13 protein-coding genes and 2 pseudogenes are annotated in these 15,178 nt (G+C 57.0%); 12 read left to right on the forward strand and 3 right to left on the reverse strand.

What is annotated here, in order from left to right; genetic code table 11:
* Positions 1–578 precede the first annotated feature (578 nt).
* The 6 genes and pseudogenes from V5735_RS23735 to V5735_RS23760 form a co-directional block, all read left to right on the forward strand.
* Positions 579–920: pseudogene (locus V5735_RS23735) on the forward strand (restriction endonuclease); the annotation flags it as partial.
* A gap of 449 nt (positions 921–1,369) precedes the next feature.
* Complete coding sequence (locus V5735_RS23740) at positions 1,370–1,498, forward strand: hypothetical protein (RefSeq protein WP_423747560.1); 129 nt, start codon at positions 1,370–1,372, stop codon at positions 1,496–1,498.
* Positions 1,499–2,583: 1,085 nt separating this feature from the next.
* Positions 2,584–3,174 (forward strand): TetR/AcrR family transcriptional regulator, encoded by a 591-nt coding sequence (locus tag V5735_RS23745; protein ID WP_423747561.1) that lies wholly within the window; start codon positions 2,584–2,586, stop codon positions 3,172–3,174.
* 46 nt (positions 3,175–3,220) lie between these two features.
* Positions 3,221–4,702, forward strand: coding sequence for an MATE family efflux transporter (locus V5735_RS23750; protein WP_423747562.1), 1,482 nt, complete (start codon positions 3,221–3,223; stop codon positions 4,700–4,702).
* A gap of 466 nt (positions 4,703–5,168) precedes the next feature.
* Positions 5,169–5,589: pseudogene (locus V5735_RS23755) on the forward strand (SDR family NAD(P)-dependent oxidoreductase).
* A 143-nt stretch (positions 5,590–5,732) separates the two neighbouring features.
* Positions 5,733–6,170 (forward strand): TRAM domain-containing protein, encoded by a 438-nt coding sequence (locus tag V5735_RS23760; RefSeq protein ID WP_423747563.1) that lies wholly within the window; start codon positions 5,733–5,735, stop codon positions 6,168–6,170.
* A gap of 551 nt (positions 6,171–6,721) precedes the next feature.
* Here the strand turns inward: V5735_RS23760 and V5735_RS23765 are convergent.
* Together V5735_RS23765 and V5735_RS23770 are read right to left on the reverse strand one after the other, a co-directional pair.
* Positions 6,722–7,057, reverse strand: coding sequence for a hypothetical protein (locus V5735_RS23765; RefSeq protein WP_423747564.1), 336 nt, complete (start codon positions 7,055–7,057; stop codon positions 6,722–6,724).
* Between the two features lie 94 nt (positions 7,058–7,151).
* Positions 7,152–7,832 carry an IS6 family transposase gene (locus V5735_RS23770; RefSeq protein WP_423746947.1) on the reverse strand — a complete coding sequence of 227 codons (681 nt, stop codon included), beginning with the start codon at positions 7,830–7,832 and terminating at the stop codon, positions 7,152–7,154.
* Between the two features lie 278 nt (positions 7,833–8,110).
* Here V5735_RS23770 and V5735_RS23775 point away from each other — a divergent pair, with 278 nt between their 5' ends.
* The 6 genes from V5735_RS23775 (at position 8,111) to bioD (ending at position 14,208) form a co-directional block, all read left to right on the forward strand.
* A complete protein-coding gene (locus V5735_RS23775) occupies positions 8,111–8,479 on the forward strand; it encodes a winged helix-turn-helix transcriptional regulator (protein ID WP_423747565.1) in 369 nt (122 codons plus the stop codon).
* 278 nt (positions 8,480–8,757) lie between these two features.
* Positions 8,758–9,927 (forward strand): DUF3179 domain-containing (seleno)protein, encoded by a 1,170-nt coding sequence (locus V5735_RS23780; RefSeq protein WP_423747566.1) that lies wholly within the window; start codon positions 8,758–8,760, stop codon positions 9,925–9,927.
* Between the two features lie 154 nt (positions 9,928–10,081).
* Complete coding sequence (bioB, locus tag V5735_RS23785; protein ID WP_423747567.1) at positions 10,082–11,185, forward strand: biotin synthase BioB; 1,104 nt, start codon at positions 10,082–10,084, stop codon at positions 11,183–11,185.
* Between the two features lie 46 nt (positions 11,186–11,231).
* Complete coding sequence (locus V5735_RS23790) at positions 11,232–12,257, forward strand: transcriptional regulator (protein WP_423747568.1); 1,026 nt, start codon at positions 11,232–11,234, stop codon at positions 12,255–12,257.
* On the forward strand, positions 12,257–13,516 hold the full coding sequence (locus tag V5735_RS23795; RefSeq protein ID WP_423747569.1) for an aminotransferase class I/II-fold pyridoxal phosphate-dependent enzyme: 1,260 nt from the start codon (positions 12,257–12,259) through the stop codon (positions 13,514–13,516). The genes V5735_RS23790 and V5735_RS23795 overlap by 1 nt, the downstream gene beginning before the upstream one ends.
* Positions 13,513–14,208: a dethiobiotin synthase gene (gene bioD, locus V5735_RS23800; RefSeq protein ID WP_423747570.1), complete on the forward strand. Its 696-nt coding sequence runs from the start codon at positions 13,513–13,515 to the stop codon at positions 14,206–14,208. The genes V5735_RS23795 and bioD overlap by 4 nt, the downstream gene beginning before the upstream one ends.
* Before the next feature lie 334 nt (positions 14,209–14,542).
* Here the strand turns inward: bioD and V5735_RS23805 are convergent, their stop codons facing one another.
* Positions 14,543–15,157 carry a hypothetical protein gene (locus V5735_RS23805; protein WP_423747571.1) on the reverse strand — a complete coding sequence of 205 codons (615 nt, stop codon included), beginning with the start codon at positions 15,155–15,157 and terminating at the stop codon, positions 14,543–14,545.
* Between the last annotated feature and the right edge of the window lie 21 nt (positions 15,158–15,178).

Here is a 15,178-nt window from a genome sequence, read left to right on the forward strand (position 1 = left end):
ACGGTATAAACGGTTTTTAGTCATTAAGTTTTTAAGACTAAAAAAACACCGACATCATTTAAATAGTGCCTCTTAAAAATTCGCGGAGAGTCAAATAGCATTGATGCGCAACGCATGATGAAGCGATTCCTCGACCGTGGTGGATCAAGAGACTGAACAACAAACCGTATTCAGGCCCTCGTGAAGGATGGAGAGGGAAAGAGGGAACTCTCACAACCAGGCACGACGACATCGTCGGTTGATGGCGCCAGACAATGGCGTCGTGCTGGCCTCTGTGAGAGCGTATCTCCACTAATGATTCGATAGAGGAAATAAGTTCGTCAGACATAGCTTGATTTTATTATATAATTCGGCCAAGGAGCCGAACAACGTTCATCGAACTCAATTTTCAGTGCCGGTCTCCCCCGCTCGTTTAAAGTCCGATGTAAAATCCCGTTACTCGGTCTTCTAGAAAGATGATGGAAATATGAACAGCGACACAATGAGTACAAAAATGACCAGTGGTTTGGGTCCGCCATAAGGTACTCGCGGGCGTCGGCGACGAGGTGCGGGTGCCACGGACACAATCAACGACGCTGGTCACGATCGAAGACGGCATTCATCGCTGTGCGCAATGTGGCGACGAGAAGCGTCGACGTTTACCCACTGTGCAAACTGTGGCAGCATCAATCGTAGTAGTCACACGAAAACTAAACGAGTCGAAGGGACCGATCTGTACGGGTTGTGCGGTGACCGACCGGTTCGCGCTCAAGACGAAGTACTTCTACGACGAGGAGAACACGGACACTTTCCGCGAGGAGTACGCCGCGATGCCAATCCGACAGAATGCGATGGAGAACAAACCGCTCGTGGCTGGCACCGCGGTCTCGGCTGTGCTAGTGGTGTTGCTGGTTCTTACGTTTGCGCTCTCTGAGACGTGAGGACTGCACTGCTGTTCGGTCACTGACTATAACCGCTCTCTCGTGTCGTCGAGCCAGTTTCGCAATGGAAGAGAGGGAAAATACAACGAGAAGGCCGCGTCTCACGGTTCTTCGAGGCGATGTCCTACTTCGACGCTGACCGAAACTTCGATCGGACCACTTGTGACGCTACCCGTCTCCTGTATTTGATTCCCCTAATGGTTAGCACGCGAGAGTCGCTCAGGTGAGTATAATTAATACGCTCAGTTGGAGAGCGGCAACCCCTCAATGCATTGGTTTCTCAGATAAATGTCGGTGTCAACCAGTCCGCCAAAGAATTTGTGGTACCCCCATTCCATACCTTGCCTGTGACAGACTCACACGATGAACTGTTATTGCAGTTGAATGAAATGCAAGCGGAACGCGGTTTCGATGCCGACACACGGAAAATAATCGGAGCTCTCAGCGAGATGACTAACACGCTTGGCAAGGAGATCGACGAACTTCAACAGCGCGTCGAAGAGTTGGAAGAGAGCGCCGAGAAAAACGAACGTCGCGAGAAGGAGGAACGAAAGCAAGAGTGGTATTCGGAGCGCTGACACCCACGTCAATCTAATCGTGGCTGTTCGTGACGACGAATCGATCACGGACAGGATCAGCGATAGTCCCATGGTTCTAGAGGATTTGTCGTAGCCGAGGCTCTGATCGACGTCGCCTTCCGTTTTGGAGCCAGTGCGACACGGATCGAGTCACTGGCAGAAATGACGGTGTTGTCGTCGAGAGAGCTTCGGCCGACTCCTGGTTTATGCTTCGTGGATGGTGCGAACTTCAATCGACGCCTGTTGACAGATGGCTACGCACGGTTGTATGAGAATTCGTTCTCGAAAAGGGTTCGTTCGGGCGTGCTGAAGCCCGAGCACAACGGACAACGCGGTCGGAATGTCGGAGGACGCCACAGACACGGAGGGCGTTACGCTGTCGTAACGCTCTCCCACGGACGGACGTAATGCCACCGACCCCACAGCACCAGCGGAGACGAGGAAGGGACGCAAATTGCGTCCGTTCTGATGTGTGATTTGCACTCGTTACTATGGGGTGTAACGATCCGTTCTTTCGCCTCGCAATCGTGAGGCGAAAGAAGGGCACATTGTGCGGTACACTGGATGCTCGGGATTCGTTACGACAGTGTAACGCAAGAGCTGTTCACCGAGCATTGAAGAACCGGGTGTGACCCGGCAAGGAGTGATGAATGAGTTTGCCACCCGAGATTCACACCGCGCTGCCGGTGACACATGGTGGTGTAGTAGGTTGGGTACGGTGGAGTGCGTCTGTTTTGGCTAAAGCTAGGGGTTCGCTCTCGCGATCCCCCTCTTCTCGACCGCGACGGGATGGAGCGTCATCTGACGGTCGCCGAGTTCCACATCGAGTACGAGTCCATAAACGCCATCCGAGAGTACCATACCGGACGTTGGGTGGCCACATGCTTGGATCGCGGTCCTGCCCGAGAATTGTACCCGGACCTTGCGCGACGGTACAATTGCGCAGTCGTCACCACGATCTCTACTCTCGTCTCGGAGTACCCTTTGTACGCCAATTCCATCTTGATCATCACGCAAGTTGATTGCCTGATTGAATAGTTAGTCACAAGTTTTTTGACTGACTACTTAGTAAGTTCTAGTATCGGATGGATACAGAGACTACTGATGAGATCATAACGGCGACAGGCCGTGCACTCCAGAAGTACGGCTATGCAAACCTCACGATGCAACGGATCGCCGAAGAGTCATCGATAACGACCGCTGCTATCCACTATCACTTCGATACCAAAGAAGATCTCTTGAACGCGTTCCTCGACGACCTAATCAAACGATTCGAGGCGCAGTTGGCGTGTGAAGCTCGCAATCCGCGCGAGCGCCTCGATTCGTTTTTCGAGGCCGTGTACACACCGTCGGAAACGGGTGACGATGACTTCCCCGTCGGCCTCATGGAACTAAAAGCACAGGCTCCGTACCACAATCGCGTCCGGGAGCGATTCCTCGAACTCGACGATATGATGCAGTCCGTCGTCGCGTCGATCGTTCGAGATGGAGTCGATGCCGAGCACTTCGGGGAGGCTAATCCAGAGGAGATCGCACAACTCGTCACCACGCTCGCCAACGGTGGTCACACGCGGACGGTCGCGCTCGGTGAGAACCCTGCTGAAACTCGCCAACTCGTCGAACGGGTTCTCGAATTGCGACTCGGATGGGCCCCGAACTCGGAGGTTGACGCATGAGAAAAGTGAATGCGAAGACGATAAATCGTGCCACGGAGGTGGTCGCGTGAGGTTCTTCAAGGGACAGGAGGAACTAGACCTCACTAACGGCGGCATCGTTAAGCCGCTCTTGTTCCTCTCGCTCCCGATCGTCATCACGAACCTGATGCAGACCGCCTACAATCTGGCGGACACGTTCTGGCTGGGTCAGTACTCGACGGAGGCTCTGGCGGCAATCTCCTTTGGCTTCCCGATGGTGTTCCTGCTCATCTCGCTCGGGATGGGCCTCTCGGTCGCGGGAAGTGTTCTCGTCGCCCAACATACCGGTGCCGAAGAAACGAAACAGGCCGAGTACGCGGCCTCGCAGACCGTGACGTTCGCGTTGATCGCGTCGGCTCTCCTCGGCGCAATCGGTTATCCGGTCGTGCGACCGTTCCTCGCGTTCTTGGGAGCGTCGCCAGAGGTCCTCCCCGGCGCGACCGCGTATATGCAGGTGGTCGCTCTCGGTCTGCCGTTCATGTTCGGGTTCTTCGTGTTCATCTCGCTGATGCGCGGCGCGGGCGACACCATCACACCGATGGTCGTCATGTTCGGGACGGTCGTGCTCAACGTGATTCTCGATCCGTTCCTCATCAACGGCTGGGCTATCGGCCCGGTCGCGTTTCCCGAACTCGGCATCCAGGGCGCCGCCATCGCGACGGTCTTGTCCCGTGGAGTGGCGATGTTCGTTGGACTCGTCATCATGGAGTCCGGAACGAGAGGCATCCAGATTCACCTCGCGGACATGAAACCGGATCTCCAGTATCTACGGAAAATCCTCCAGATCGGTGTGCCCGCGAGCATCGAGGGAACTGGTCGTGCCCTGTCGATCAATGCGCTGTTACTCATCGTCGGTCTATTCTCGACGTCTGTCGTTGCGGCCTTCGGTATCGGTACACGCGTCTTTTCGGTCATCTTCATGCCTGCGATTGCGGTTGCCCGTGGTGTCGAGACGATGTCCGGCCAGAACATCGGCGCCGGGAAGTACGACCGCGCAGAGCAGGCGAACTACGTCGCGGCCAAGGGGTTGTTCCTCGTCCTCGGGGTGATTGGGGTTCTCATCTTCCTCGTGCCGACGCCCATCGTCAGCGTGTTCACCGACGACGCGGCCGTGCTGGACGTGGGCGCGGAATTCCTTCGCTACGTCGCGCTATCGTTCGGATTCATCGGGATCATGCGGGCGTTCACAGGGGGCTTCCGTGGTGCCGGAAAGACGCTGGTCGCGGCTGCCATTTCCATCCTCACGCTGGCTGGAATTCGCCTTCCCATCGCGTACATCGCTTCACAGGGGATTCTCCCCACGAATCTGTGGTTCTTCGGGCAGCCCGACGTGCGTGGTATCTGGCTGGCGTTCTTCGTCTCGAACGTTGCAGGCGCACTCATCGCGTGGCTCTGGTTCCGCAGAGGCACGTGGCGTGAAGGGGACGTTCGCGGCACGCCCGAGACGAATCAGGACGAATTCGAAGACGGTGTCGACCCAGCGACGGATGCAGCGACAGACGATGATTAGACGTCAGAGATAGACGAACAACAGCTCTAGAACCCATAACCTCCGATACGTGACCTGATCGAGCACACCCGCGCTCTACCGGATGAGTGGTCTGAGACATCCGCTGCGGTACTAGCGCTGAACAGGCAGGTACCTATTCAATCGGCGACGGTAAACGTGTCCTCGCGGAACTTGCTTCCTCTGCGGATGATTCGAACGACATTCGACTTGATGGTCCATTATGACAGTGCTTCGAGAGCGATAGCTATCGCGTCATGGAAAAGGCCGAGGGTGGGGTCGCGTGAGCTACAATGAGTCACGAACACTGGTGACCGACGGTTGCGAAACCCGTCTGCATGCATCGAACCAACATCGGCATCGACGGCGCAGCGAAACCGGGCGTGATTCGACGGTGACGCTCGATGCGTTTGACCTGACTGACCGAGTCGTGGTCGTCACTGGCGGTACGCGCGGCATTGGGCTGGCAATGGCCATTGGACTGGCCGACGCTGGCGCGGCGGTCGTCCCGACTTCCCGAACCGAGACGGGCGTAAAGGCGGCAGTCGAGGCTATCGAGGACCGGAGCGGTGAGGCGCTGTTTGACGACTGACGTGACCGATGTGGGCGACATCCAGGATCTCGTGGACGAGACGGTCACCGAATTCGGCGGTCTGGACATTCTCGTTAACAACGCCGACATCAATCCCGACGATGCGCTGGGGCTCCTCGAAGATGTCACCAAGGGCGGTTTCGACCGCACGTTGGGCGTCAACCACCGGGGGCGTTCGACGCCCTCCACGAGCCCTCCGTACTGCGCGGACGCGTTCGGCACTCTCCCAGCGGTGGTAAAGACCGAGGTCATCGACGACCTCGACGATGCGTTGCTCGCCGCCGCCCGTTTCGACTAACGAGTGCTCCAGCAGTGAACGCCCGCGGTCGATAGCCACAGCCCTCTCACTCCGATTGCCGAGTCACGTCTCGATCCGTCTGCCGTCTCAAGTGACGAATACAAGCACAGATTCTTGTATTCACAGAATAAGAACATGGACAGATGGAACTTCCCGAGGAACTACGCTGTCTCTTTACCGGCGAAATTGAAACAGAAGATGGGTCATACACGCTTACAGTGCCGAGCCAAGAGATCGTCGATGGCGACATTCAACCGGACACTGCATATCGTGTGGTGATACTGAAACAGCCATCGCTAACAGAGAGCACAACCCAAGAGACGACCTCAACGACGCCCAACGAGCAGACCCAAGACGAACATCCGAATCACTCACCAGCCCCGGTCGAAGAAGGTGACCGCCGGACAGTCAAAATCGAGGGCGTCGGCGAGAAAGGGGATGGTATCGCCCGCATCGACAATGGCTACGTGCTTATCGTGCCCGATACGGAACAACGCGACCGCGTCACCGTCGAGATCAACAACGTCAAACCAAACGTCGCCTTCGCCGAGGTCGTCGAACACAAAGCCTACTACGAGTAGCTCTCCCGACCTGTTCTCGAAGCACTTCTGCAGTCGTCCGATCACACGGATTTCGTGCCGTCTAACCCGAAGAAACAGCGATTTGCAGTCAAACCGAGAGACGAAACCTGATTGTTGCCGCGTACCGAGGACTCCTGTCTATACCAAGCCCACCGTCCGGCGACTCGACAGGAGTGATATCACAATCGTCGCTGTCCTTCTCGACCACACGCTTCCAACAACTCCGTCCGGTCGATGGAACCGAAGACGGTGCTCACGGTGGACAGCGACTCGAAGACACACGAACCACGAATGGACACGGATCACCGAAGAAACACGGTGTTGTCGTCTCTCCACCCAGACGAGTGTGAGAGAAACTCGAACGACGAGAACACGAGTGATTGTGATATTACTCGTCTCTGGAGTGTATTCCGACGAGGGATGGTACGTGATCAGTCGATAGTGCTGAGTTGGATAGCAAGATGAGTCAAAAAGAGAAGCATGGAGAGTTATCAGTCCACCAGCTTCCTTTTTCGAGAGCGCAAGGCAACTCGGTGTCCTACGATATGATATCAACCATTGAACTGGTCAAAGCCGAATGGCCGAGCGCTCAGGTACTGTAGAGAACAGGAGATAGAAAATAATTTCGACAATACGACTGAGAAGATAATCAGCCGGAATATCTCGACTACTAACTCAGTTTCAAGAAAGAAGAATTCACTGACCAAGGTTCGATAATCGAATCGATTCCTCGGATGTTCGTCCCTTTCTGGCGGGGTGACGGCACCTTCTTTCTCTGCTAACAGATATTCTAATGCACCCATTTGGTCCATCCGCCGCTTGATTCCATTATCTATCACGAAATTGGGGGATCTCTTCTTCGTCTGCTGGATTATGTTACTGGTCATCAGAATATTTCGCTCTCTGGAATAACATATATCTACCAATATAAATAATATTATATTAATATTTATATTAAAATATAGGGTAGTTAGGCACTGTCTAGTTAAGCTCCTCCTCGACAGGGGTTCGGTTTTCAAGCGATTGATGCGGTCTCTGATGGTTATAGTAATGCACAAACTGTTCAAGCCACCGCTGGACGCTCGGCCGACTGCCCACCCACGACGTATGGAAGCGGTCGATCCGCTGTTTGAGCGTGTGAAACCACTTTTCGATCAGGTTTCGTTCGGTGTAGTCGAGCCGACCGCTCAACCCAATTCGAAAGAGGGCAGTCCGATAGCCGTAGCCATCAACGAGAAACACAGTGTCAGAGAGATCGTGTTTCTCGGCCAATCCAGACAGAAATGCAGCCGCTTGATCGGTCCCATGCCGACCAAACACTTTAATATCGAGCAGTAATTTTGTGTCTGTGTCTATTGCAGCGTATACCCAAGACCATTCGCCATTAATTTTGACAGCGGTTTCGTCCACCGCGACCCGCGTCGGCGTCGCCGACGGCGGGTCAGAAACGCTGTCAGATACTCGACGAACCCATTGAAAAATCGCCTGGTGCGACCGCTTTACGCCGAGGAGTGCAAGAATTGCTTTTGTTTCTCTGAGTGAACAACCGGTCGCGTGGAGCCGGACGGCGAACGCCCTGACGGGCGTTGCCGTCCGCTCACGCTCCCAACATTCAAGCGTAGCCGTGTCTAAACTCTCTCTGAGCAGGTTTGAGAGGAGCATTAATCACTAACTCTTCGACCTGCTCGTCCTTATCTAGACAGTGCCGGTAGTTACTAACTTCAGGGAAAGCGAGGACACCCAGTCAGACGATCGGTGAAAATCTAATGAATTGACGTCTACAGTCGTACACTAATCAGTATGTTCCCGGCAATATTTTCCAGCCCAGAACAAAGTTACTGGTTGCACGTAGGCAAGTACGAAGTCTGTCCGGTCAGGTGACCGGTTCAAGGAACAGGCAGAACATATAAACGCGGAGCCTTCGGAGTACCGACGGAACCATGAGCCGCGACAAACGCGAATTTATCTTCGATCCGTCTGATACGGGCGAGAACGCTCCCGTCGCGAACGTGATTAAGTTGACCAGCCGGAAATGGACGCGCGTGATCATCGAGCATTTGCTGGTCCACGACAACCTCCGCTACGCCGAACTCAGTGACGCGATTGAGGGAATTTCGGACAAAGTCCTCTCAGATACGCTCGAAGACTTAGAGGAGTATCGTCTCGTCGATCGCACCGTCACCGACGATCGACCGGTCAGGGTAGAATACTCGCTGACGGAGGCTGGAACTGCCCTCGAAACTGTGATCGACGCCGTCTCGGATTGGACCGACATCTATCTTGATCAGATCGAGAAAGATAGCACGTAACCGGGTGCAGGGAAACGGGATACACAGCATCGTGAAGAACGTTCAGCTACTCGGAGCCGCGCTGATGTTCCTCACTCTCGGTGACCGGCTCTGGGGCATTGCTCTCAACGTCGGATTTCGGGCTCTGATGAAAGATTCCTACTCACCGGATCGGCAACCATAGACCACGGCTCACGTGTGGAGTTCATCGAGGCCACTTACTTTCGACTCAGTTGCTATCCTTGCACTTAGATTACATTTTATGTTCGTCTGCACCCAAGGGATGATCAGGTATTACGATGGAACTCATAGATGGATTCGACACCGACTTCATTCCTAGCATTACCGAACCGACGTTCGAGGCTGACTACTTCGGTGGCCCGAACGATGATGTGTTGGTCATCGAAGAGAACAACGGAGCGCGAGCATATCCGATCGCAATTCTTGACCTCCACCACATGACCAACGACGAAATAGACGGCGAACCGGTCATCGCAACCTGGTGTCCACTCTGTGGAAGCGGCGTCGCCTACTCACGACGAGTAGGCGATCGAACACTCACATTTGAATTCGCAGGGAAACTCGCAGACAATAACTTCGTTATGCGAGACCGCGAGACGGGATCCGAGTGGAAACAGTCTACCGGGCTCTGCTTGCGCGGCGAACTCGAGGGCACGGAACTTGAACCGCTGTCGGCGCTGATGATTAGCTATCGCAGCTTCAATGAGCAGTACCCGGATGGAGTCGTCCTCGCACGTCCCGAATCAGCGGACCCGTACCTGTTCTACCGGTTCGAGAAGACGATGACCGCGTTGCTCGCGCATCCGGCCGGACGAGAAGTCGCCGAGGCCGTCTCCCATCTTGTAGCTGCGGCAAACCTTGCCCGTGACTCCGAGCAGCGGCTTGTCGACGTCAACGTCCGGCCGTTCTTCAGGATTATGCAAGGTCTCATCGAACTCTCAGACTGGACATTCCACGACACGGCTCGCGAGGTTGTGTACGACGGGGACCCGATGGACATTTACGGGGAGAGTGGCGTGTTCGGCTTCCCACCGGTCCACGGTGGGAGGCGTGACTGGGACGTTGACGAATTGGATGACCTCGAGGCGAAGACACGTGTACTCGGGATCGTTGTCGACGACGACGCGGTCGGCTTCGCAGAACCACGCGTCGAGGCAGCGGACGGAGTGGTCGAGACGACGGTCGGTGAAACTTCCATCGTAGTGTTCGCGACGACCGACGGACTCAGCGTGTACGAAAACCCCTGTCTCTCGTTCGAATCGGCCGACGAACAGGGGATGTTCGATGCAGATGGGGCCCGTTGGAACGGGACGAGCGGGGAGAGTGACGATGGACGCACGCTCCAGCGACTCCCGGGACAGTGGACGTTCGCGTTCTCTTGGGAGGGTGACCACGGAATCGACACCTTCTACGAATCCGAGAGGGACGACAGCACTACCAGGCCCTGATTCTGAATTAGAGGAATTTTATTACAAAATAATGATAAATAAAACAATCACATTTATCGGTACAATATCGGGGCAGTATGTTCCGCATGAAATAAATCAATTTCAATAACAGTAAAGACATGGTTTTATTATCTCGTCAACCCGGTCTAGAATCGTGGTTCACGAAACTGGCAATCGGACGGTAGACGACGCAGTCGAGCGAGTACTCGACGGTGAACGCCTCGACCGAACCGACGGACTGGCGCTATTGGCCCAACCGATCGAAGCGCTCGCGGCCGGCGCCGATTTAGTCCGCGCGACTCTCGGTGACGGGACGGTCGACGCCTGTAGTATCGTCAACGCCAAAGCTGGGAGCTGTGCCGAGGATTGTGGATTCTGTGCCCAATCGGTCCACTTCGACACCGGTATCGACACGTACAGCTTTCTCGACCCCGAGGAAATCCTCGCGGCGGCAAAGCGCGCAGAACGCGACGGTGCCCAGCGGTTCGGTATCGTTGTCGCCGAGAAAGGCGTCTCGAAGGAGCGCCGCCCCGACGAGTGGGCAGAGGTACTCCGGGCGATCCGACTAGTGCGTGACGAGACCAGTGTAGAGGTGGATGCGAGCCTCGGTATCCTTACCGAAGAGGAAGCACGAATCCTCGCTGAAGAGGGTATTGATCACTACAACCACAATATCGAGACATCCCCCCGGTATTTCCCGGAAATTGTCGGCACCCACTCCTTCGAGGACCGGGTGGCAACCTTGGAGATTGCCAAGGATGCTGGGATGGATCTCTGTGCTGGAGTTATTCTCGGGATGGGTGAGACACCGACTGATCGGGTTGAGGCCGCTATCGCGCTCCAAGATATCGGGGTCGCCTCGTTGCCGGTCAACATACTCAATCCTGTTGCAGGGACTGCCCTTGGCGACCAGGAGTCGGCGGATATCACCACCGGAGATATCATCAAGACTATTGCTGTCTACCGGCTGCTCCACCCCCATGCGCGAGTGCGGCTGACCGGTGGCCGCGAGGTGAACCTCTCGGCCGACGAACAGCATCTTCCTTTCGAGGCGGGCGCCGACGGCATCCTCACGGGGGACTACCTCACTACCGAGGGGCAGTCCCCGTCCGACGACATCGAGATCATGGAACGGGCTGGCCTCCGACCGAACACAACGGTCAACGACTTCGACCCAGAGGCGGTCGGCACTGGTGGCTCTTCGAGCACCGACACAACAGCAGTAGGAAGTGCAACGAGCAACGCCCGCAACGACTGACAACCGAGACGAAAATTTGGACACGAACATAACATACTGGAAACAGATGAACGATATTAGATTCGCAGTATTAGGGACTGGAGGAATTGGCCGACGAACGCTCGACATATCGACCGAGAAAGAGGGGCTCACCCCCGTGGCGGCCTGCGACCGCCACGGCATCGCCGTCGACCACGACGGACTTGATGTCGATGAACTGCTCGCGGCGACGGCAGGAAACGTCGCTAGCGACGGCGGGGCGGGAGTCAAGCAACACGGCGAACAGCGGGGCGTCGCCGCCTCCGCACAGGCTCGACCAACGGAGACGCCTATCGACGACATCATCGCGGAGGGCGATTCACTCGATGCCGTCTTAATCGCGCTGCCAAACCTCGAACACGATTTCATCCCGCGCGTCGCCGAACGCTTCGCAGAGTCGGGCTACGAGGGTGTCCTCGTGGACGTACTCAAACGCTCACGGGTTATCGGCATGCTGGATGACCGCGAGGAAACGTTTCAGGAGGCAGGAATCACCTTCGTCTGCGGTGCAGGGGCAACACCCGGCTTCTTGACCGGGGCGGCAGTGCTCGCTGCCCAATCGTTCGTCGAGGTCGAATCCGTCGACATCTGGTGGGGCGTCGGTCTAAAGTCGGGATATCAGGATAATCGAGGGACGGTCCGCGAGGACATCGCCCACCTCGACGGTTACGACATCGAGACAGCTCGCGATCTCACCGACGAGGAGATCGAGACGGTCATCGAAGAACACGACGGCCTCCTCGAATTCCACGACATGGAGCACGCCGACGACGTTCTACTCGAACGTGCAGGGATCTGTGATGCCGAGGACGTTACCGTCGGCGGCAAACTTGACGCACGAAGCGACGAGAAGCCGACAACGACGACCGTCAGCGTCACTGGACGTACCTTCGACGGCGAGCGGGGAACGAACACGTTTGAACTCGGCGACGATACGAGCATGGCAGCGAACGTCAACGGGCCCGCCCTTGGTTATCTCAGGGCAGCAGTCCGGCGTAACCAGACCGGCGATTACGGCGTCTACGGCCCGGCCGAAATCATGCCAGGATTCTAATGGTCGACAGTCACGGCTTCGACCTGGCAACGCGGCTGGCCGACCGCAAGCGACGGGGATTGCGCCGCGACCTGCAACCCATCGAGCGGGTTGCTGCCCGGACGAAGGTCGCCCGGGACCCAGGCGGCGACATCCCGACGTTCGACGGCCAAGAGCATCTCGTGTTCGCCGCGAACGACTACCTCGGGTTAGCGAGCGACGACCGGGTGCAGAGGGCAGCCGCTCGTGCCGCCAACGAGGTGGGAACCGGTGCAGGCGCGAGCCGCCTCATCACGGGAGACACCGGTCTCCACCACCGGCTCGAACGCAACATCGCCGAGGGCAAGGGAACCGAGCGCGCGCTCGTCTTCTCCTCGGGATACGCGGCGAACGTTGGGACGGTCGCCGCGCTCGCCCCCGATGTGATCTTCTCGGACGAACTAAACCACGCGAGTATCGTCGACGGCTGTCGGCTCGCAGACGCCGAGACGGTCGTCTACGACCACTGCGACGCCGACGCGCTCGGCGCGGCGATGGACCGTCGGACCCGGGGGGCCGCGCCCGACGAACGGTGGTTGGTCGTTACCGACTCCGTGTTCTCGATGGACGGGGATATCGCTCCCCTCCAGCGAATTTGCGACGCCGCGGAGCGCCACGGCGCGTGGGTAATGGTCGACGAAGCCCATGCGACAGGGCTCTACGAACGCGCCGGCGGAATCGTCCAGCGCGAAGGGTTGGCCGACCGAGTCCACGTCCAATTGGGCACTTTGTCGAAGACGCTCGCTGCACAGGGTGGATTCATCGCCGGAAGTGAGAGACTCGTCGAACACCTGCTCAATACTGCTCGGTCGTTCGTTTTCTCAACGGGGCTTGCGCCGCCAGCGGTCGGTGCAGCCCGCGAGGCACTCTCACTAGCACGGGCCAGCGACCGGCGCGAACAGCTGTGGAGTCATGTTGGCCGACTCCGTGATGGGCTGGAAACTCAGGGCTACCGCGTTCTCGGGGAGACACAGATTCTTCCCGTACTCGTCGGCGATAGTACGGACGCGCTGGCGCTGGGCGACTACTTGGAGGGACGGGGAGTCATCGCACCGGCCATCCGTCCACCCACGGTCCCCGAAGGAACCAGCCGGGTGCGCGTCGCTCCACAGGCAACCCACACCGACGAGGAAATCGACCGCTGTCTAGCGGCGTTCGAGGCCGCCCAAGCGGACCTGAATCTGGAACCGGATTCACAACGGACGGCGACGGGCTCCTCAGAACAGGGGGTGCGGTCGTGACCGACGCCACCGATGTGTTTGCGGTTGTCGGCACCGGCACAGGTGTCGGAAAGACCGTCATCACTGCCGGACTCGTCGGCGGGCTCCGTGAGCACGGCGCCGACGCTCGCGCGATAAAACCGGTCCAGACCGGCTATCCCCCTGACGACGACGCAGCATACGTCCGTGCAACCTGTGACGAGAGTCGGGCGGCGGCCTGCCTCGAACGACTCGAACCGCCACTCGCACCGGCTGTCGCCGCTGATCGTGAGGATGTCGACCTCTCCTACGATGACATAGAAGCCGACTGTGAACGCTCGCTGGCCGACGCCGAGGTGGGCGTCCTAGAAGGCATCGGCGGCCTTCGCGTCCCGCTCGCCGAAGGGAAGGAAGTCATCGACCTTGTCGCAGCTCTCGATCTCCCTGTGGTACTCGTCGCACGGTCTGGGTTAGGGACGCTCAACCACACTGCGCTGTCCATCGAAGCGCTGGAACGGCGCGACATCGAAGTACTCGGCGTGGTACTCAACGAGTACGCTGGAGAAACAATGGCCGAGAGGACAAATCCAACGGCCCTGCGCGGGATGACTGATCGACCGATCCACACCGTTCCCCCCTTGTCACTCGACGCGCCAGTCGACGCGCTCGCGGTCGCGGATCATCTTGATGCGCTCATGGCGAGGCTGACGGGACACGAGAAGTCGCCGACGTGACGACCGATATCACGGCACCGCTCGAATCAACCCTCTTTTGTGCCTCATGGAGATACGACGACGTACTTCACTGACGGCACTCGTTACCCCGGTACTCGTACTCATCTTCGCCGACGACCTTTCCGAAGAACTTTGTCAGGCAGTGCCACTTTGTAAATTCACACCTTCACTACCGGTTGACGGTTATTATCATCTGTCATTTGAATACACACATCAAATATTTTTAGTATGTGAAGGCGAGGGACGGCGAAGGAATCCGTCGGACGCTACAGAACAGATAAGAAGCACCTGGAAATCACCATCGACAGGAAGAGTCGAGATGGGAGGAAGCCGCTCAGCAGTCGTCTTCAGCCTGCTCGGACCGTCCGTTCGACCCACTTACGTCATCTGAGTCTTCTTTCTCGGAGTCCGCTTTCCGGGATTTATCCTTCGATTGTTGATGCTGAACAGGGTTAAATTTCCCGACAGTAACGTCATCAGTTCCCGAATATCCGTGTTCGCCATGCTCATCACGTTCCCAGACGAGTTTTGCCGTCTGTCCCGGATTTGTACAAGCGCCAAAGCCAGTTTTAGCTACTGGGAAGTGCAGTAAGAGGTCAGTCGCCCCGTCACCACCGATAGCCGTTTCAGTACCGCCAAACGCCGGACGTGCTCCATTTCCGGCATCGATCCTCTCGGGAGTTCCGAACCGATATCGAACAGCCTTCTCGGTGGGATCGAAAGCTTCTGTGCTGTGAACAGCCACAAGGACATACCCATCCGTTCCTGGACTAACGGGGTTTGTGTCGGTACCAGGCTCGACGTCGATATCGAGTTCCGGTGGGAAGTGTGCCTCCGCAACAGGTGTGGTCCTTCCGATGACCACGGTGCTGGCTGCGAGTCCGATACCTCCGGCGAGGAATCGTCGTCGTCCAGTGCTAGTAGCGTCGTCGTTATCTCTTGTAACCATTTGGTGTGTAATCGTCTACCT

Origin of the sequence: Haladaptatus sp. SPP-AMP-3 (genome assembly GCF_049568665.1) — an archaeon.
Taxonomy (GTDB): domain Archaea; phylum Halobacteriota; class Halobacteria; order Halobacteriales; family Haladaptataceae; genus Haladaptatus; species Haladaptatus paucihalophilus.